Origin of the sequence: Pararhizobium sp. DWP1-1-3 (assembly GCF_049896125.1) — a bacterium.
Lineage (GTDB): Bacteria > Pseudomonadota > Alphaproteobacteria > Rhizobiales > Rhizobiaceae > Pararhizobium.
In genome coordinates this window covers 107,306-124,571 of record NZ_JAFCTR010000002.1, presented here as the reverse complement: position 1 = coordinate 124,571, position 17,266 = coordinate 107,306, and the positions used below count along the sequence as shown (strand labels likewise).

At 61.7% G+C, this 17,266-nt stretch carries 14 protein-coding genes; 7 read left to right on the top strand and 7 right to left on the bottom strand.

Going from position 1 to position 17,266, the window contains the following annotated elements:
- Positions 1–16: 16 nt before the first annotated feature.
- From bla to dmeF, 3 genes are all read left to right on the top strand, one after another.
- Positions 17–901 (top strand): class A beta-lactamase, encoded by an 885-nt coding sequence (gene bla, locus ACP7BS_RS05090; protein ID WP_426236659.1) that lies wholly within the window; start codon positions 17–19, stop codon positions 899–901.
- Positions 902–1,387: 486 nt separating this feature from the next.
- The gene (dmeR, locus tag ACP7BS_RS05085) at positions 1,388–1,660 is read left to right on the top strand and encodes a Ni(II)/Co(II)-sensing transcriptional repressor DmeR (RefSeq protein WP_113242928.1); all 273 of its coding nucleotides are present in this window, start codon (positions 1,388–1,390) and stop codon (positions 1,658–1,660) included.
- A gap of 34 nt (positions 1,661–1,694) precedes the next feature.
- Positions 1,695–2,783, top strand: coding sequence for a CDF family Co(II)/Ni(II) efflux transporter DmeF (gene dmeF / locus ACP7BS_RS05080; protein WP_426236657.1), 1,089 nt, complete (start codon positions 1,695–1,697; stop codon positions 2,781–2,783).
- A gap of 113 nt (positions 2,784–2,896) precedes the next feature.
- On the opposite strand, the gene ACP7BS_RS05075 is transcribed toward dmeF, so the two are convergent.
- From ACP7BS_RS05075 to ACP7BS_RS05065, 3 genes are all read right to left on the bottom strand, one after another.
- Positions 2,897–4,876: a GTP-binding protein gene (locus ACP7BS_RS05075; RefSeq protein ID WP_426236655.1), complete on the bottom strand. Its 1,980-nt coding sequence runs from the start codon at positions 4,874–4,876 to the stop codon at positions 2,897–2,899.
- Between the two features lie 196 nt (positions 4,877–5,072).
- Positions 5,073–6,740 carry an ABC transporter ATP-binding protein gene (locus tag ACP7BS_RS05070; RefSeq protein WP_426236653.1) on the bottom strand — a complete coding sequence of 556 codons (1,668 nt, stop codon included), beginning with the start codon at positions 6,738–6,740 and terminating at the stop codon, positions 5,073–5,075.
- A gap of 168 nt (positions 6,741–6,908) precedes the next feature.
- Positions 6,909–9,251, bottom strand: coding sequence for a glucose/quinate/shikimate family membrane-bound PQQ-dependent dehydrogenase (locus ACP7BS_RS05065; protein WP_426236651.1), 2,343 nt, complete (start codon positions 9,249–9,251; stop codon positions 6,909–6,911).
- A 356-nt stretch (positions 9,252–9,607) separates the two neighbouring features.
- Between ACP7BS_RS05065 and ACP7BS_RS05060 the strand changes: the two genes are divergently transcribed.
- Positions 9,608–9,847, top strand: a complete 240-nt coding sequence (locus ACP7BS_RS05060) for a hypothetical protein (RefSeq protein ID WP_426228661.1) — start codon at positions 9,608–9,610, stop codon at positions 9,845–9,847.
- A 310-nt stretch (positions 9,848–10,157) separates the two neighbouring features.
- Here the strand turns inward: ACP7BS_RS05060 and ACP7BS_RS05055 are convergent, their stop codons facing one another.
- On the bottom strand, positions 10,158–11,663 hold the full coding sequence (locus tag ACP7BS_RS05055) for a protein adenylyltransferase SelO (protein ID WP_426236649.1): 1,506 nt from the start codon (positions 11,661–11,663) through the stop codon (positions 10,158–10,160).
- Between the two features lie 166 nt (positions 11,664–11,829).
- A complete protein-coding gene (locus tag ACP7BS_RS05050; protein WP_426236647.1) occupies positions 11,830–12,786 on the bottom strand; it encodes a homocysteine S-methyltransferase family protein in 957 nt (318 codons plus the stop codon).
- 224 nt (positions 12,787–13,010) lie between these two features.
- Here ACP7BS_RS05050 and ACP7BS_RS05045 point away from each other — a divergent pair, with 224 nt between their 5' ends.
- On the top strand, positions 13,011–13,631 hold the full coding sequence (locus ACP7BS_RS05045; protein WP_426228655.1) for a TetR/AcrR family transcriptional regulator: 621 nt from the start codon (positions 13,011–13,013) through the stop codon (positions 13,629–13,631).
- Between the two features lie 292 nt (positions 13,632–13,923).
- Here the strand turns inward: ACP7BS_RS05045 and ACP7BS_RS05040 are convergent, their stop codons facing one another.
- Positions 13,924–14,316, bottom strand: coding sequence for a hypothetical protein (locus ACP7BS_RS05040; RefSeq protein WP_426236645.1), 393 nt, complete (start codon positions 14,314–14,316; stop codon positions 13,924–13,926).
- A 164-nt stretch (positions 14,317–14,480) separates the two neighbouring features.
- Here ACP7BS_RS05040 and ACP7BS_RS05035 point away from each other — a divergent pair, with 164 nt between their 5' ends.
- Together ACP7BS_RS05035 and ACP7BS_RS05030 are read left to right on the top strand one after the other, a co-directional pair.
- Positions 14,481–14,744, top strand: a complete 264-nt coding sequence (locus ACP7BS_RS05035; RefSeq protein WP_426236643.1) for a ribbon-helix-helix domain-containing protein — start codon at positions 14,481–14,483, stop codon at positions 14,742–14,744.
- The gene (locus tag ACP7BS_RS05030) at positions 14,671–14,982 is read left to right on the top strand and encodes a hypothetical protein (protein WP_426236641.1); all 312 of its coding nucleotides are present in this window, start codon (positions 14,671–14,673) and stop codon (positions 14,980–14,982) included. Before ACP7BS_RS05035 ends, ACP7BS_RS05030 begins: the two co-directional genes overlap by 74 nt.
- 64 nt (positions 14,983–15,046) lie before the next feature.
- Here ACP7BS_RS05030 and ACP7BS_RS05025 read toward each other — a convergent pair whose 3' ends face one another.
- Positions 15,047–17,143, bottom strand: a complete 2,097-nt coding sequence (locus ACP7BS_RS05025; RefSeq protein ID WP_426236639.1) for a S9 family peptidase — start codon at positions 17,141–17,143, stop codon at positions 15,047–15,049.
- Between the last annotated feature and the right edge of the window lie 123 nt (positions 17,144–17,266).

The following is a 17,266-nucleotide window of genomic DNA, read 5'->3' as shown; positions in this document are numbered from 1 at the left end:
ATGGAGAACCCATCACATGTCGTTCACGTTCAATCGCCGGTCGTTCATCATCGGCTCCGGCCTGCTCCTGCCCAGCATCGGCCTGGGCCCGAAAATGGTCTTTGCCGCCGAGAAAGGCATTGACGAACAGCTGGCTGCGCTGGAAAAGCAAATCGGCGGCCGGCTCGGCGTCTACGTCCTCGATACGAAAACCAAGCTGTCCTTCGAGCGCCGGCCTGACGAACGCTTTGCCATGTGCTCGACTTTCAAGGCGCTGGCTGCCGCCTTCGTTCTGGCGCGTGCCGACAAGGGCGAGGAAAAGCTCGACCGGCGGATTCCGATTTCGAAGAAACACCTTCTGTCCTATTCGCCGGTCGTCGAAAAACATGTCGGCGGCGGCATGACGGTTCGCGAACTCTGCGATGCCACGGTACGCTACAGCGACAATGCCGCCGGCAACCTGCTTTTGGCGAGTTTCGGCGGTCCGAAGGGTTTGACGGACTGGCTGCGCTCGATTGGCGACGCGACGACCCGTCTCGATCGCATCGAGCCAGAACTGAACGAAGCGAAGGTCGGCGACCCGCGCGACACGACGACGCCGAAGGCGATGACGCAGACGCTCGGCAAGCTGCTGCTGGAAGATGTTCTGTCACCGGCGTCGCGCGATCAGTTTTCAGCATGGCTCGTCGCCAACACCACCGGCGACCGGCGCCTGCGGGCAGGGCTTCCGACGAGCTGGACCATCGGTGAAAAAACCGGCACCAGCGGCCGCGGCGAGGCCGGCGACATCGGCTTCATGCGCCCGGCCGATGGCCATACGATCCTGACCTCGGTCTATATCGCCGAGGGCAAGAAGCCGACCAAGGAGCTCGAGCCGGTGTTTGCCGAGGTTGGCAAGCTGATCGCCGCGATGGTGGGGTGAGGCAGGCGGCGGCGGACTGACGGCAACGTCGCTGACAGATCGTGTTGGGAAACCGTGCATCATATGAAAACTCCGTCATCTCTGTGCTCGTCACAGAGATCCAGCCAGCCCAAGTCTTTGGGCTGAAAGAGTCTTTCGACCCGACGGACGTCGGGTCACAGGATCCCCCCACGAGTCCTCGGGTTTAACCCGAGGGGAGGATGACGGAGGGGGAGTGCCCGCTTCGTCAACCAGCCACCTTCCAAGGGTGGCATTGTGCGGCGGCTTTGTTCAATCCGCCGCCTTTCCAGCGGCGCATCGCACCGTCCAAGGCCGTAAAAACAATCGGCGTCGATCGCCGTCTCCACAGCTCAGATCATGATCAAGAGTGCCCGTGACACCGGCATGGCGGATCGGCCACGCCTCGCTCCCGCGTCCGGCGTCGCCCGAAGGGCCTTTCCATTCTTACAAATATAGTATACCCCCCTATGCTATATGGAGGTGCCGATGTCCCATACCGTTCGCGAAAAGACAAAACTGCTGGCGCGGGTGCGCCGCCTGAAAGGGCAGCTCGAGGCCGTCGAGCGGGCGCTTGAGGTGGAGACGCCCTGTGGCGATATTCTGCAGCTGCTCTCTTCTATTCGCGGTGCGCTAAACGGGCTTACCGGCGAGGTGATGGAAGATCACCTGCGCGAACATGTGCTGCTCGCCGAAAGCGACGCGGAACGTCTGCGGGCCGTCGATGAACTGTCCGCCGTGCTGCGGACGTACGTACGCTAAAACCCTGATGCGCCGATATCGAGAGGATGGCTCCATGCCGATAGAAAACCTGGTTCATGAACATGTCTTTCTCGGCGCCGGCCACCGGCGCAACGAGCGGCGTGTCTGGCTGGTCATCGCGCTGACCGCAACGATGATGGTTGGGGAGATTGCCGCCGGCAATATCTACGGCTCGATGGCGCTGGTGGCCGATGGCTGGCACATGTCCACCCATGCCGGTGCCATGCTGATCACGGCGCTCGCCTATCTCTATGCACGGCGTCAGGCGCGCAATCCGCGCTTCACTTTCGGTACCGGCAAGCTCGGCGATCTCGCCGGTTTCGCCAGCGCCATCGTTCTCGCCCTGATCGCGCTGCTGATTGGCTGGGAAAGCCTGCTGCGGTTCGCCAATCCCGTCCAGATCAGCTTTTCGCAGGCCATTGCCGTGGCGGTCGCCGGCCTTGCCGTCAATCTCATCTCCGCCTTCCTGCTCAAGGACCATCACCAGCATCTTGGCCATTCCCACGCCGGCCATTCCCATGGCGGTCATGCGCATGCTGGTCATGCGCATGGTGGTCACTCTCATGCGGCGCATGCGCACGGTGCAAAGGCACAGCCTGCGGGCGGCCACGAGCACCACGATCATTCCGGCCACAGCCACGAACATCACAGCCACGGGGACCACAGCCATCACGGCCACGCTGCGGCAAAATCCGGCACCGACAACAACCTGCGTTCCGCCTATCTGCATGTGATGGCCGATGCGCTGACTTCGGTGCTGGCCATTCTGGCGCTTTTGGCAGGCAGCATCTACGGCTGGCTCTGGCTCGATCCGGCCATGGGTGTCGTCGGCGCGCTGATCATCGCCCATTGGTCCTACGGACTGATCCGCCAGACCGGCCTGATCCTGATCGACGCGACCGACACAGTCAGCGACCTGCAGTCGGAAATCCGTGAGCGGATTGAAACGCCGCAGGAGACGATCACCGATCTGCATGTCTGGCAGGTCGGCCCGGGGCACAATGCAGCCATCGTCGCCATCGCCACGCAAAACCCGCACCCGCCGGCCTTCTACAAGGAAAAGCTCGCCAAGCTCACCGGGCTGTCGCATCTCACCGTCGAAGTGACGCCAGTCGCGGCGTGACGGGAACAGTTCGGCTTTTCAAAGGTGACCAGTTTGCCGCGACACTCGAAGTTTTCGCGGCAAACCCTGCACTGAGCGGACAACGAAGGTGGCTAGGCGTGATTGCTCGGGCGTCAGCTTCCTTTCTCTGTCCCCGGAGTTCGGTCCAGCGAGTTCCGGCGCATGCGCAGCAGATATTCCGTCATGTTGAACGGATCGGGACCTGAGCGCGGGCGCAAACGCTGGGGGCCAGAGATCGGGGCATAATGGTCGAAGGTGGCGACCATCGTTCCCATGCCGCTTGTCAGCCCCGGCAGCTGCTGTTGAAGGCTCTGGGTTTTGGCGGACGCGACCGTGCCTTCCAGCCGCACCCCGCCGTTGGCGATCGCGGTATCCGTCATCGATGCACCGGCTTTTGCAAGCAAGGTAAGCAGGCCGTTCAAGGCGCCGACGGGCGCTTCGATGTCGATGTGATCGACCGGTTCGCAGATGACGGTTTGAGCCGCCGATAGAGCCTCAGCCAGCACCAACGGCGTCAACTGGCGAAAGTCGGCGGCGGTGCTCGATGGCGAACTGTGCTTGGCAGCCATCATCGCCACGTGGCAATCGATGACCTGCCAGCCAAAGACACCCTGTTTCAGCGTTTCCAGCACGGTGTCCTCGACCGCCCGGTAAAAACTTGCCGGCATCTGGCCGACGTCGACTTCCAGGGCAAAGCTGTTGCCGGCACCCTCCGGACGTGGTTCGACGCGCAGCCCGACGGTCGCGAGAAAAGGGTTGGGCTCCTTGAAGATGGTCTGAAGACCGGCGCCTTTCCCCAGCAGCCTCTCGACGCAGATGACCGTGCTTTCCTCGAACGTGGCCTCAAGATCGAAATCCGTCAGCAAGGTCGATTGGATGACCTGCTTTTGCACCTCGCCATAGAGTGAGACGTAGACGTCGTTCGCATCCTCGTTCCTGCGAAGATTGATCAGCGGGTCCTGTTCGGCCAGCTGGTTGAGGGCGATCCAGAGTGCTGCATTGTCGGACGCACGCTGCGCCAGCACACGGGTTTCAAGGGTCGGCGGGGCAAAGTGAGCGCGGCTGGCCGAAGACGGATCCGTGCCGACGATATCGCCGATGCGGGCGCCGTTAAGGCCACTGACGCGGGCGATCTGTCCGGCCCGAAAGCTGGTAACATTATGAATCCGGCCGGCCTCGAATAGGTGAATTGCGGTCACCCGTGCCTGGCCCCCGGGCAGGTCCAGATAGTGCCGCGATTTGATCGTGCCCGATGTCAGATAGACGAAGGCCTGTTTTTCGCCGCCCCATCCCCGCTCGATCTTGAAAATGGTGCCGGTGACCGGACCATCCGGGTCCGGCCTGCGGCAAGGCAGCATCGTGGTGACCGCCGACATCAGTGCCGGCACGCCAACCCCCGTCGTCGCAGCACCGCCAAACACCGGGTGCACCAGGCCCTTTGCGACCTGATCAGCCAGCGACCGCGCCAGCGTTTCGCGGCTCAGGCAATCGGGAGCAAGGACATAGTCGCCGAGCAGAACATCGTCGTTTTCCGCCAGCGTTTCGCAGAGACCCGTGAACAGTGGTTCGCTTCGCAGATCATATGCTTCGACCCGGGCAAGCTTGCTGCCCGCATCCGAGATGCCCGACATGGCAATCGGCCGAACCGGCAGCTGGGTGCCAAGAACATCCAGCAGCTCCTCATATCGGGCGCCGGGGCGATCGACCTTGTTGACGAAGAAGACGAACGGGACGCCAAGGCGCTGCAACGCCCGCACCAGCACGCGCGTCTGCGCCTGCACGCCCTCGACTGCCGAAACGACGACTACGGCCGCGTCAAGCAGGCCAAGCACGCGATCGACTTCGGCGATGAAGTCGGGATGCCCGGGCGTATCGATGAGATTGACGGTCGTATCGCCGATGGTGAACGACACCACGGCGGCCCTGATGGTGATACCCCGTTGCCGTTCGAGTTCGAGACTGTCGGTCTGCGTGTTGCCGGCGTCGACATTGCCGAGTTTGTCGATCACGCCGGCGTCGAAAAGCAGCCGCTCTGTAAGACTAGTCTTGCCTGCATCCACATGGGCCAGGATACCCAGATTCAAAATACGCATGGTTCCTCAATTTCTCAGAATTTCGAATGTGATTTTCTTGAGAAATGAGTCGGCGCATTGGGAATTCTCCGTGCTGGAAATCGTGGTTCGATGCGTAACCGTCTGATTTTGCACCGATGAGAGCAAGCCTACAGGCGTTTTCGAAGGCATGTCAAGCGGGCGATGCCGCAGCCTTGGGGCAAGGTGGCACCCCGTTTCAATCGGCCACCAGCGCGCCTTCTGCAATGCGGACCACCTGATCGCCGGGGAGGATCATGGTGGTGCGGTGGGTGATGGCAATCACCGTGACCGTGTCGCAGACCGTGCGAATGTGGTCCATGATATCGCGTTCCGTTGACGCATCGAGAGCGGAGCTCGCTTCGTCGAGAAACAGGACTGCCGGATCGCTGTAAAGCGCCCGTGCGATGGCGATCCGCTGGCGTTCGCCGCCGGAGAGTTTTAGGCCACGTTCGCCGATGACCGTTTCGAAACCGTCCGGCAGCGCATCGATGAAATCAAGGATTGCAGCACGCCCTGCAGCCAGCCGCAGCCGTTCCCGGTCGAGCGGGCGGCCAAGCGTGATGTTGATTGCCAGCGTTTCGTTGAGCAGCATCAGGTCCTGCGGTACGATGCCGATATGCCGGTACCATTCGCGGCGATCGATTTCGTCAAGTGGCGTACCATCGACGGTGATCCTGCCAACCTGCGGCTGCAGTGATTTCAGTGCCAAGCGGAACACCGTCGATTTGCCTGACCCCGTCTCCCCCGTCAGATAGGTGATCCGCCCTCGCTGGGCGGTAAAGTTGATATCAGCGACGCCGCGGCCGTTGGGATAGCGATAGCACACGCCCTTGAACTGAACCTTACCGGTATCGACGGCAAATGCACCGGCTGGTCCTGCCTCGGTTTCCTCGGGCAAGTTCCAAAGCTTGGCGAGCGGTTTCAGCGAGGCTTTTGAGCGCATGACGTCATCAAGCGCGTGGCCGATCATTTCGAAGGGCTGGTTGAGCTGAAGCAACAACGCGTTGAAAAGCACCACGTCGCCGACGGACAGCGTGCCTTCGCGCAGGCGTGGCATAAGCATGAGGAAGGTAATGACAAACTGGACTGTGAGCGCCAGCCCCTGAATGACGCTGAAGCCGATCTTCTGCAGGCAGAAGGCGCGCCAGTTGTTGAAAATCTCCCGCGCCTTGGCGGAAAACCGCGAAAGCATCCACTGATGCGCGCCAAAATACCGGAGCGTCTCCATGGCATTGATTGAATTGCCGACAAAGCGGGCATTTTCCTGACCGGCCTCGATAGCCCGATCGAGAAAGGGGCGGCTGCGCCGATTGGCAAAGCTCGTCAGCGCAATGAAGCAGATGCCGTAGACCAGAACGACGGCGACAAGCTCGAGATTGACTGTCGTGCCGAGCAGGATCAGCGTCAGGACAATCTGCGTCGTGCCGGGAATGAAGACGATCAGCGCCAGTTCCACCAATGTGGTCAGGGCTTGTTCGCCGCGCTTGCGCGCATTTTCTATTTCTGCGGGATTATGCTCGACGAAAAAGTCGGTTGTTTTTCTCAGCAGCCGCTCGAAAAAGCTGGTGCCTGCGATAAAGCCGAGGCTTTCGGCGCTCATGTAGGAAAGATATTGCAGCATGGTCTGCAGCGCGTTGGCGAGTCCGATGAGCAGCGCATAGACGAGAAAGCCCGTTACGAGCGTTTCGGCAAAGCGGTCATTGTTGAGCTGGTCGATGAGCCGCGAGAAGAGATAGGGGGCGGCGACAGCTGAAATGGATGACAGGAAGACGCAGGCTGCGACCGTCAGAAGCGTCAGCCGCGATGATCGCCAATAGTTCAGCAGGATGGTGCGGGTCAGTGAGGGGAGTGCGGCGTTGTGCATGGAGCCTCCGATTCGCGTCGAGCGCTTATGTTCCCGATGATACCGGCGGATGCAACCTGCAGGCGGTAAGAACCTGTGATGCCGGTTGAAGGGGGAAGGTCGGCGCCGCGCACGAAAAAGCCCGGCACGATTGCTCGCGCCGGGCTTTTCTGTCGTTTGAAAGCAGGCCTACTTCGCCAGCTTGTAGGCGATCACATAGTCGCCCGGCTTGGTGCCGACCGAGCCGTGGCCGCCGGCGACGATCAGCACGAACTGGGTGCCGTCGTCGGTGGCATAGCTCATCGGTGTCGACTGGCCACCGGCCGGAAGACGGCCTTCCCACAGAACCTTGCCGGTGGTGAGCTCATAGGCGCGGATATAGTTATCGACCGCCGCGCCGAGGAAGGCGACGCCGCCCTTGGTGATCATCGGGCCGCCGATGCCGGGGACGCCGACCTTGAAGGGCAAAGGCAGCGGCGTCATGTCGCGCACGGTGCCGTTCCGGTGCTTGTAGGCGATCTTGCCGGTCTTCAAGTCCGCGCCGGCGACATAGCCCCATGGCGGCGCCTGGCAGGGAATGCCGAGCGGGCCGAGGAACGGCCCCATGAAGACGCCGTAGGGCGCGCCGTCATTGCGGTTGAGGCCCTGTTCGGAACCCTTCTCGTCCTGTCCCTTAGGCGGGATCTGGTCGCGCGGTACCAGTCTGGAGGTGAAGGCCAGATAGGTCGGCATGCCGAACATCACCTGCCGCTCCGGATCGACCGCGACCGAGCCCCAGTTGAAGGTGCCGAAATTGCCGGGATAGATCAGGCTGCCTTCCAGCGATGGCGGTGTGTAGCGGCCTTCGTATTTCAGCCGCTTGAAGTCGATCCGGCAGGCGAGCTGGTCGAACATCGTCACGCCCCACATGTTCTTGTCCGTCAGCTGCGGCGGCGAGAAGGTGAGATCGGAGATCGGCTGGGTCGGGGCGGTGAAATCCTCGGCGATGGCGCCGGTCGGTGCCGGGATTTCCTTGACCGGGATGATCGGCTCGCCGGTGCGCCGGTCAAGCACATAGATATCGCCCTGCTTGGTCGGCCCGACCAAGGCCGGAACCGGCTGGCCGTCCTTGCCGGTAATGTCGAGCAGCACCGGCTGGGCTGGAACGTCCATGTCCCAGAGGTCGTGATGCACGGTCTGGCGCACCCAGCGGACCGCGCCTGTGGTGATGTCGAGCGCCACGATCGACGAGGAGTATTTCTCCACATGCTCGCTTCTGTTCATGCCGAGCTGGTCGGGCACCTGGTTGCCGAGCGGGATATAGACGAGGTTGAGCTTGTCGTCATAGCTGAACACCGACCAGCTGTTGGGCGAGTTGGTCGTGTAGGTCTGGCCCTCCGGCAGCGGCGTCGTCACGTCCGGATTGCCGCTGTCCCAGTTCCAGATCAGCGCCCCGGTGTTGACGTCGAAGGCGCGGATGACGCCGGACTGTTCCTGCGTCGAGTAATTGTCGTTGACGGCGCCGCCGACAATGATCTTGCCCGCAGTGATCACCGGCGGCGAGGTCGAGTAGTAATAGCCGGCCGGATTGTATTTCATGCCGGTTTCCAGATGCAGCGTGCCCTTGTCGGCAAAGCTCTCGCAGACCTTGCCATTGGTGGCATCGAGCGCGATCAGCCGTGCATCGGCGGTTGGCAGATAGACCCGTTCGGCGCAGGCGCTGCCGGCAACGGCAGCCGGATCGGCATAATACGTCACGCCGCGGCAGGTCTGGTGCTGCCGGTCCGGGTTCATGCCGGAATTCGCGTCGAACTTCCATTTCTCCTTGCCGGTCGCCGCATCGAGGGCGATGGCGAGATTGTGCGGCGTGCACATGTAGAGCGTGTCGTGGATTTTCAGCGGCGTCACCTGATAGGTGGTTTCGCCGACATCGTCCGGCCGTTTCACGTCGCCCGTCTGATATTGCCAGGCGACTTCCAGTGTGCCGGCATTTTCAGGCGTGATCTGCGACAGCGGCGAATAGCGTTGGCCGTATGGCGTGCGGCCATACTGGTGCCATTCGCCATCGGGCACATTGCCGCCAAGATCGACGGCCGCAGTCGCGGTCCCAACCGGCAGTTCGCCGGCCAGATCGAGCGGGTCCTGCGTCATCGAATAGCCGGCAACGGCGATCGAAGCGAGAACGGCCAGTCCCAGCGGCAGGGCGCTGGCCTTGTAGACCTGGCCGGTCGGGCTTGCAAAGCCAAGGCCGCGGCGGATGGCGGGCAAAAGCAGCCAGAGGCCGAGCAGGATGATGATGCCGCCACGCGGCCCGAGCTGCCACCAGTCGAAGCCGACTTCCCATATCGCCCAGGCGAGCGTGCCGATGATCAGAAGCGCGTAGACGGTCAGCGCCGCGCCGCGCCGCGCAAACAACAGGAAGCCGGTGATGAGGAAGCCGAGGCCTGCAATGGCATAATACCAGCTGCCGCCGAGCACGATGAGCCAAAGTCCGCCGCCGCCGAGCCCCAGCCCGATCAGTGAAAAGACGATGGCCGTCAACAGAATCAACATGAAAATCTCCCGTTATGGAAAGCTGCGCCGCGCGACGAATGCCGGTTGCGGTGGGCATTTGGATCCAACGCCTCAGGGAAAGGCACTCCGGTCTTGGGGGTGGCCATCGCGCGGGATGGGTCTGTGCGCGGTGAACCTTGGTATTTGACGCGCGCAGACGTTCAACCGCCGCGCAACATCACCGAACATACCGCAAGGCCGCCGCCTTTCAATGGCCACATTTCGGCCCAGCCATCAAAATTCAGCATGGCAGGCAGGCGTTTGACGCACAGCCGGGCAAAGCCGCGCGAAAGGATTTCGGTCGCGCTGAGAAATAGGATAGGTCAACGGCAACGTTCACCACAACGAGGTTCGAGATGAAGAAATTGCTGATGGTTCTACTGGTTGCGGTCGTGGCTGTCGTTGGCGTGATCGGTGGGCGCTGGCTGCTCTATGTCACCAATACCAACGATCCGCTCGACGAGGTCGGCATCGAACTCAACAGCCGGATGCCGGAACCCTTGCGCCAATGGGGTTGCGCCCAGCTCAAAACCAATTTCGAAAACCGCCTGCCGCCTTATGGATGCGCCGCCATCGGCGGAACCGGCTGGGAGTGACCGGAAGACCCTTGTACGAGGTTTTCGGACGGGTGACGAACTCATTTTCTTACCATTCAGCAGGTCACTTGGGAAATTATGCGATTGCCAAATCCTCCGTCACCTCTGTCCTCGGGCTCGACCCGAGGGATGTCACAGAGATCCAGCCAGCCCAAGTCTTTGGGCTGACATGTTTTTTTGACCCGACAGACGTCGGGTCGCTGGATCCCCGCCACAAGGGCGAGGATGACGCAGAGTGGGGTGTCACTCTCGCCAGACAATCGATTTCAGTGTCTGTGAACAATCTGAGCGCCTCGCACGAGGCTTTTCCTCACGTTCCGCAAAACGTCTTCAACACTTCCTCCGAAGGCGCTGGCGGCGCGGAATAGGCTGCGAATTTCGGCTGGTCCTCATACGGCCTTGCCAGAACGTCGTTCAGCGCTTCGAACAACGATAGATCGCCGTCGTCTTCCGCCGCGCGGATCGCCTGCTCGATGCGGTGGTTGCGCGGGATGAAGGCGGGGTTGACGCCGCGCATTGCCGTTGCCGTCTGCACATCCGAGAGAGGTTCGCGTCCTGTCCTCTCGCGCCAGGCGAGAAGCCAGGCGTCGATATCGGCGGTGTTGGCGAAGAGGTCGCGCAGCGGCCCGTCATTGGCGCTGCTGTCAGCGGCATCGCAGAGCTTGCGGAATGTCAGCGTGAAATCGGCTTCGTTGCGGTGCATGGCGCCGAGCAGCCCCTGGACGAGGTCGAGATCGCCGTCTTCTTGCGCATGCAGACCGATCTTCGCCTTCATGCCCGCAAGCCAGTGGGTCTGGAACCGTGCTCCATAGTCGGCAACCGCATCATTGGCGAGATTGACGGCTTCCGAAGGTTCCGGGTCGAGTAGCGGCAAAAGCGTTTCGGCCAGCCGCGCCATGTTCCACTGGCCGATCGCCGGCTGGCTGGAATAGGCATAGCGCCCACCCCGGTCGATCGAGGAAAACACTTTGGCCGGATCATAGGCATCGAGAAAGGCGCAAGGGCCGAAATCGATGGTTTCGCCGGAGACCGAACAATTGTCGGTGTTCATTACCCCATGGATGAAGCCGACGGAAAGCCAGCGGGCAATCAGCGCTGCCTGCCGCTCGATCACGGCGTGAAGCAGCGCCAGATAGGGACGCTCGCTGCCCTTGATCTCGGGGTAATGCCGGTCGATGACATGATCGGCCAGAACCTTCAGCCCCTCGGTATCGCCGCGCGCTGAGAGGAATTGGAACGTGCCGACGCGAATATGGCTGGCCGCCACGCGGGTGATGACGCCGCCGGGAAGGACCCGTTCGCGGTAGACCGGATCGCCGGTGACGACGGCGGCCAAGGCCCGTGTCGTCGGAATGCCAAGCGCAAACATCGCCTCGCTGACGATATATTCGCGCAGCACCGGGCCAAGGGCAGCGCGCCCGTCGCCGCGCCGCGAATAGGGCGTCTTGCCGGCACCCTTCAGCTGGATATCGCGGCGCTTGCCATGGCTATCGATGACTTCCCCCAAAAGGATCGCCCGGCCGTCACCCAGCAATGGCACGAATTGGCCGAACTGGTGCCCGGCATAGGCCATGCCGAGCGGCTCGGCACCGGCAGGAATGGTGTTGCCGGAAAAGATCGCCGCCCCGTCACGTTCCAGCGCATCGGCATCAAGGTCCAGCTCAAGCGCCAGCGGCCGATTGAACTTGATCAGCCACGGCTCCGAAACCGCGGTCGGAACGGCCGCCGCATGAAAATGCGCCGGCAGCCGGGCATAGCTGTTGTCGAAGGGGATCGGGGCGGCGTCGGTCTGCGGTGCCGGTTTGGTGTGGTCCATGATATCCCGATCTCCAGCGAATGCCGCAGCTTGAGCGGCAGTGCATGATTGCCCGTTCGCGAGCCGCAGCTGATCCGGATATCGTGCTTGACATGCTCGATTGCAAGCCTTCGTTTGCCGCCGCTCCTGCGTGCCACCATCATTGTCCTGACGTGAACGATCGCGATCAGCCGCCTATGACGTCGATCGGCACGCAGGCTGCGCAGATGGCCGCGACATGGCGGTGATCGGTGCCGCAGCAGCCGCCCAGCACCTTCAGCTGCGGCATCCGGCGTGTCAGTTGCCGGTAGCGTTGGCCGAGATCGAAGGGATCGCCGTCATCCAGCGTTTCGCTCTCGTCGAGTTGCTGGTGGCTCATCGTCGAGGCGTTGGCGCGGATGCCGCCGATCCGTTTCAGCCATGCGCCGTCGCCCGCGACGACGGTGTCGAAATGGCTCGGATGGGCGCAGTTGATCATGTAGTAGTGCGGGTAGGCTGCGGTTGCAGCGTCCACCGCCTCGATCGCTTCCTGAAGCGTCCGGCCGGTGACGAGATTGCCGTCGGTCTCCACGGTGAAGGAAATCACACACGGCATGTTCATCCGTTTGGCAGCGCGGGCGATGCCGACGGCTTCGTCGATACTGGTCAGCGTCAAGGCGCTCACCATGTCGGCATCGGTGCCGGCAAAGGTTTCGATCTGTGCCGCGTGATAGGCTTCCGCTTCATCGGCGTCCATGTTGCCGGCCTTGTAGCCGTCGCCGCGCGGGCCGATCATGCCGCTGATGACGATCGGCGCGCCGGGACGCTCGAATTCAGCGCGAAGCTCGCTCAGCAGTTCGACCGCATCTTCGTTCGCCGCCTTCAGCGCCGCAGCGCTATAGCCGAGCTTGTCGCCCCAGTCCGGATTGGTGCGCCAGGTCGCGGTGTCCAGAACAAAGCCAGCGCCGGCTCTCGCGGCGATGTCGAGATAGCGGACATAATAGTCCTTCAATTGCTGCCGCCCGGCCGGATCCGCCAGAAGCACGAAGGAGGCGAAATGCGGCAGGTCTGCACCCTCGTGGAAAATCAGTGTCGTTTCCATGCCGCCGTCCGTCAGGTAGGTGCCGCCCTTCAGCTGCGGCAGGTCGCGTCTGTACTTGCTCATGGTCTCCACCCTTTCTTGGTTTTCGGGCAGTGCCGGAAGGTGCTGCCGGATCAAGGAATATGTGACGTTTTATCTCCTGCTAAAATAGAGGTCTTGCGGTATACTCGCGGGTGATTTTGGAAATTCCAACAATATCAATGAGGTTGCAGGAAAACCGGTGGCTGGCCGGACGATCTTTCCCATCGCCACCGGCCAAAACCGTACCGGCGGTACAGGAGCGGGACATGCGCAAGGGCGAGGAGACGAGGACCCGCATTCTCGATGTGGCGGAGGCAGCCGTGCTGCAGAAGGGGTTTGGCGGCACATCGATCGAGGAACTGATCGCCGAGACCGGCATCACCAAGAGCGGTTTCTTCTACCATTTCCGCGACAAGAACGAACTCGCCAAGGCCCTGCTAACGCGTTACATCGAAAACGACGAGCGGATCTACGACGAGATTTTCAGCCGTGCGCGCGAGCTGATGGACGATCCGCTGCAATCCTTCCTGCTCGGTCTGAAGCTCTTGTCCGAACTTCTCTCCGACCTGCCGAACGGCCACCCCGGCTGTCTGGTGGCGACCATCTGCTACTACGAGCGGCTTTTCGATCGCGAGATCCAGGAAATCAACCGTCAGGCCGCATTGACGTGGCGGCGGCGGTTCCGCGGCATGTTCGAGCAGATCATGGCGGTGCATGCGCCGCGCGAACCATTCGATGTGGACCAGCTTGCCGACATGGTTTCGACGGTGATTGAAGGGGGCATCGTGCTGTCGAAGGCATTGAAGGAGCCGCAAAGCCTGCCTGAACAGATTCTCGTGTTCCGGAGTCTGGTGAAAATGCTTTTTCAGCCGGTGCAGCACGCCTGAGAAATGAGCCGCCGGCGTTTTCCATCTCCGCCGCAAGCCCAGCCAGTTTCAGCAGGGTTCGGATTGCGCGCTGTCGGCTGTTCCAGCGCCGGCAGCTTCGAGCGGCTGGAGCGGAGGGGATAATGCGCGTCGATTTGGTGGCCTGCCGGTTACGGGCGAGAAGTGGCGTTGCCAAGCAAACGGGCATCCAAACCGGGGTGCCGATGGTCGCGGATCAGATCGTGGCGTTCGAAGCCGCCTCCGCCTCAGCCGTGCCGCCATCCTGCGGGATGTCCAGCTGGCGCTTGATGGCTTACTTGATGTCCGCCTCGATGGCCGCGCGGGCATCGGCGTCCATGGCTGCGAGATCCGCCTCGGTCAGGTCCTTGTCGGCGAGGATCTGCGCCCGGATCTTTTCGGCAACCGACATCTTCGACCACGTCATGAGTTCGTCGGCCGGATTGTCCTTCGGGGCCTCGGTCATCGAACCGGTATTGCCTTCCAGCTTGTCGGCCATCGATAGCCAGAGCGCCGAAGACAGCGAGGAGGAGGGGGGCGAGCCGCTGATCGAGACGGTCAGCGCCTGCGTGCGCTCGCTGCTGCCACCACCGTCGATATTGAGTGCGAGGCCGGAGGAGGCCGCACCCGCTGCCTGGTTGCCGTTTTGCGGGCGATAATAGTTGCTGATGCTGTCGCCGATCTTCATGCCGATTCTCCCTGCAAGGTTGCAGGGAGAATTAGCGTTCGAGGCATGTGCGGAGCTTGTAATTTTGCGCACCGGCTGCCGCAGCTGGCTCCGGAAATTGTTTCTGGCGAATTGCCAACATGCCCCGCTCGCTTTACTTTACCTGTCGAGGTTGGAGACCGGCCATGAACGAGATTTTGAAAATATCGCTGCCGTCCAAGATGGTGGACGCCATAGAAAACCGCGTGAAGGCTGGCGCTTATGCTTCCCCCAGTGATGTGCTGCAGGAGGCTGTGGAATTGTTGCTTCAACGTGAAAGCGACGATGAGCTCCAGCTGACAACAATCCGATCAAGGGTCGCCGGGTCGCTGGGCGATGGCTCTGCTGATGTCAGCATGGAGGAGATGGACGATTGGCTGGAGAGACTGGCTGAAGAAAATCGCCGTTGATGAAGCCGCACAAGGTGGTTTTCAGAAAGGCCGCCCAGGCGGATTTGCGCACGATCTTTTCCTATGTCTTGAAAAAAGCGGAAGCAGCGGCACCGCGCTCAAATACGTGCGGCGCATTCAAAGAAGATGCGAAGAGATCGGTATCGCGCCCCTTGCCCATGTGGAGCGTCCCGACATCTGGACGGGGCTGCGGATGGCTGTCTTCGAACGTCGCATCGTTATTCTTTACGTCGTTTAAAACGAGACCATCCGCATCACGAATATTCTGTCGGGAAGCAGGGACTATCAGTCCTTGATGCGAACTAGGAGATCTTCCCCGCCACCTTGATCGCGAACGCATATTCGAAGGCGATTTCCTCCAGGCGCTGGAAGCGGCCCGAGGCGCCGCCGTGGCCGGCGTCCATGTTGGTCTTCATCAGGATCGGCTCCGAGCCGGTGGTCTTTTCGCGCAGCTTGGCGACCCATTTGGCGGGTTCCCAATAGGTGACGCGCGGGTCGGTCAGGCCGCCGAGCGCCAGGATCGCCGGATAGGGCTTTTCCGAGACGTTGTCGTACGGGGAGTAGGCTGCCATGCGCTCATAGGCTTCCTTGGAGTCGATCGGATTGCCCCATTCCGGCCATTCCGGCGGCGTCAGCGGCAGCGTGTCGTCGAGCATGGTGTTGAGCACGTCGACGAAGGGTACGGCGGCGATGACGCCCTTGAATTTTTCCGGCGCCATGTTGGCGATCGCCCCCATCAGCATGCCGCCGGCCGATCCGCCCTCGGCGATGATGTTGGCGTAGGACGTGAACTTCTGTTGATTCAGATAGTCGGCCGCCGCGATGAAGTCCTTGAAGGTGTTGGTCTTCTTCTCCATCTTGCCGTCTTCGTACCATTGGAAACCCTTGTCCTTGCCGCCGCGGATATGGGCGATGGCATAGACGAAACCTCGGTCAACCAAGGACAGGCAATTGGTGTTGAACGAGGCCGGAATGGCGATGCCATACGCGCCGTAGCCATAGAGCAGGCAGGGAGCCGAGCCGTCGAGCGGGGTATCCTTGCGGTAGAGCAGGGTGACCGGCACCTCGGCGCCGTCCCAGCCCGGTGCCATGACGCGACGGGTGACATAGTCATCGGGATTGTGGCCCGAGGGCACCTCCTGCGTCTTCAACAGCGTGCGCTCGCGCGTCACCATGTTGTAGTCGTAGAGCTGGCTCGGCGTCGTCATCGACGAATAGGAAAAGCGGATGACGTCGGTATCATATTCGGCAGCACCCGAAAGCCCGAGCGAGAAGGCCTCTTCGGCAAAGGCGATCGAATGTTCCTCGCGGGTGCGGCGATCGCGGATCTTGATCTGCGGCAGCCCGGCCTCACGCTCCAGCCAGACGAGATGGCGGGCATAGGCGCCATGCGAGATGATCAGCCGGCCGGCGGTGTGCGGCACGACGTCGGTCCAGTTTTCGCGTGACGGTTTGTCAACCGGCGCCTGCATGATCTTGAAATCCTTGGCGCCGTCGGCATTGGTCAGGATGTAGAACACGTCGCCGCCTTCCGACAGCGAATATTCCAGCCCGGTTTCGCGGGCAGCCACCAGCTGCGGTTTGCCGGTGAGATCGGAGGTCGGCAACAGCCAGTATTCGCTGGTCTCGTGGTCGTGGATGTCGATGTAGATGAAGTCGTCGAGCATCGAGCCGCCGACGCCCATGAAGAAGCCCGGATCCTCTTCCTCATAGACCAGCCGGTCGTCTGGCTGCGGCGTACCGACGATGTGATGGAAGATTTTTGACGGACGATGGTTGTCGTCGAGCACGGTGTAGAAGAAGCTCTTGCCATCCGGCGCCCAGGCGCCGCCGCCGCCGGTGCTCTCGATGACATCGGCAAGGTCCTCGCCGGTCGCCAGATCGCGGACGCGCAGGGTGTAATATTCCGAGCCCTTGTCGTCATAGCTCCACAGACCCCGGCTGTGATCGGTCGAATGATCGACGCCGCCCAGCCGGAAATAGGCCTTGCCTTCAGCTTCCTTGTCGCCGTCGAGAAGCACGGAGCGTGTCCCCCCATCGCGCGGCGTGCGGAAGAACGACGGCTGCTCGCCCCCCGTCACGTAGAAGGTGCCGTAGGCGAACGGGCCGTCCTTGACCGGAACGGATGAGTCGTCTTCCTTGATCCGGCCCTTCATTTCGGCAAACAGCGTCTTCTGCAAGGCTTCGGTATCGACCATCGCCGCCTTCATATAGGCGTTCTCGGCATCCAGGTGCTTGCGGATTTCCGGATCGAGGATCGTCGGATCCTTGAACATCGCCTGCCAGTTGCCGGCGCGCAGCCAGGCATAGTCGTCGGTCTTCGTGATGCCGTGGCGGGTATCGGTGACAGGTTTTTTCGGAGCGACGGGCGCGGGCGGCAGGTTCTTGAAGATGGACAAGGAAATCTCCGGGGAATGCGAGGGGTCTATGTCCGAGATAGAGACCGGGTGGGCAAGGTTCAAGCTGAAAGTCATCTGATCGCTGGCGCAGTCGGCAACTTGAGGTGGTGAAGAGCCAAAACG

Bases quoted from the DNA above. Each gene is read 5' to 3' on its own strand.
- bla (WP_426236659.1), top strand. From the start codon at position 17: ATGTCGTTCACGTTCAATCGCCGGTCGTTCATCATCGGCTCCGGCCTG.
- dmeR (WP_113242928.1), top strand. From the start codon at position 1,388: ATGTCCCATACCGTTCGCGAAAAGACAAAACTGCTGGCGCGGGTGCGC.
- dmeF (WP_426236657.1), top strand. From the start codon at position 1,695: ATGCCGATAGAAAACCTGGTTCATGAACATGTCTTTCTCGGCGCCGGC.
- ACP7BS_RS05075 (WP_426236655.1), bottom strand. From the start codon at position 4,876: ATGCGTATTTTGAATCTGGGTATCCTGGCCCATGTGGATGCAGGCAAG.
- ACP7BS_RS05070 (WP_426236653.1), bottom strand. From the start codon at position 6,740: ATGCACAACGCCGCACTCCCCTCACTGACCCGCACCATCCTGCTGAAC.
- ACP7BS_RS05065 (WP_426236651.1), bottom strand. From the start codon at position 9,251: ATGTTGATTCTGTTGACGGCCATCGTCTTTTCACTGATCGGGCTGGGG.
- ACP7BS_RS05060 (WP_426228661.1), top strand. From the start codon at position 9,608: ATGAAGAAATTGCTGATGGTTCTACTGGTTGCGGTCGTGGCTGTCGTT.
- ACP7BS_RS05055 (WP_426236649.1), bottom strand. From the start codon at position 11,663: ATGGACCACACCAAACCGGCACCGCAGACCGACGCCGCCCCGATCCCC.
- ACP7BS_RS05050 (WP_426236647.1), bottom strand. From the start codon at position 12,786: ATGAGCAAGTACAGACGCGACCTGCCGCAGCTGAAGGGCGGCACCTAC.
- ACP7BS_RS05045 (WP_426228655.1), top strand. From the start codon at position 13,011: ATGCGCAAGGGCGAGGAGACGAGGACCCGCATTCTCGATGTGGCGGAG.
- ACP7BS_RS05040 (WP_426236645.1), bottom strand. From the start codon at position 14,316: ATGAAGATCGGCGACAGCATCAGCAACTATTATCGCCCGCAAAACGGC.
- ACP7BS_RS05035 (WP_426236643.1), top strand. From the start codon at position 14,481: ATGAACGAGATTTTGAAAATATCGCTGCCGTCCAAGATGGTGGACGCC.
- ACP7BS_RS05030 (WP_426236641.1), top strand. From the start codon at position 14,671: ATGGCTCTGCTGATGTCAGCATGGAGGAGATGGACGATTGGCTGGAGA.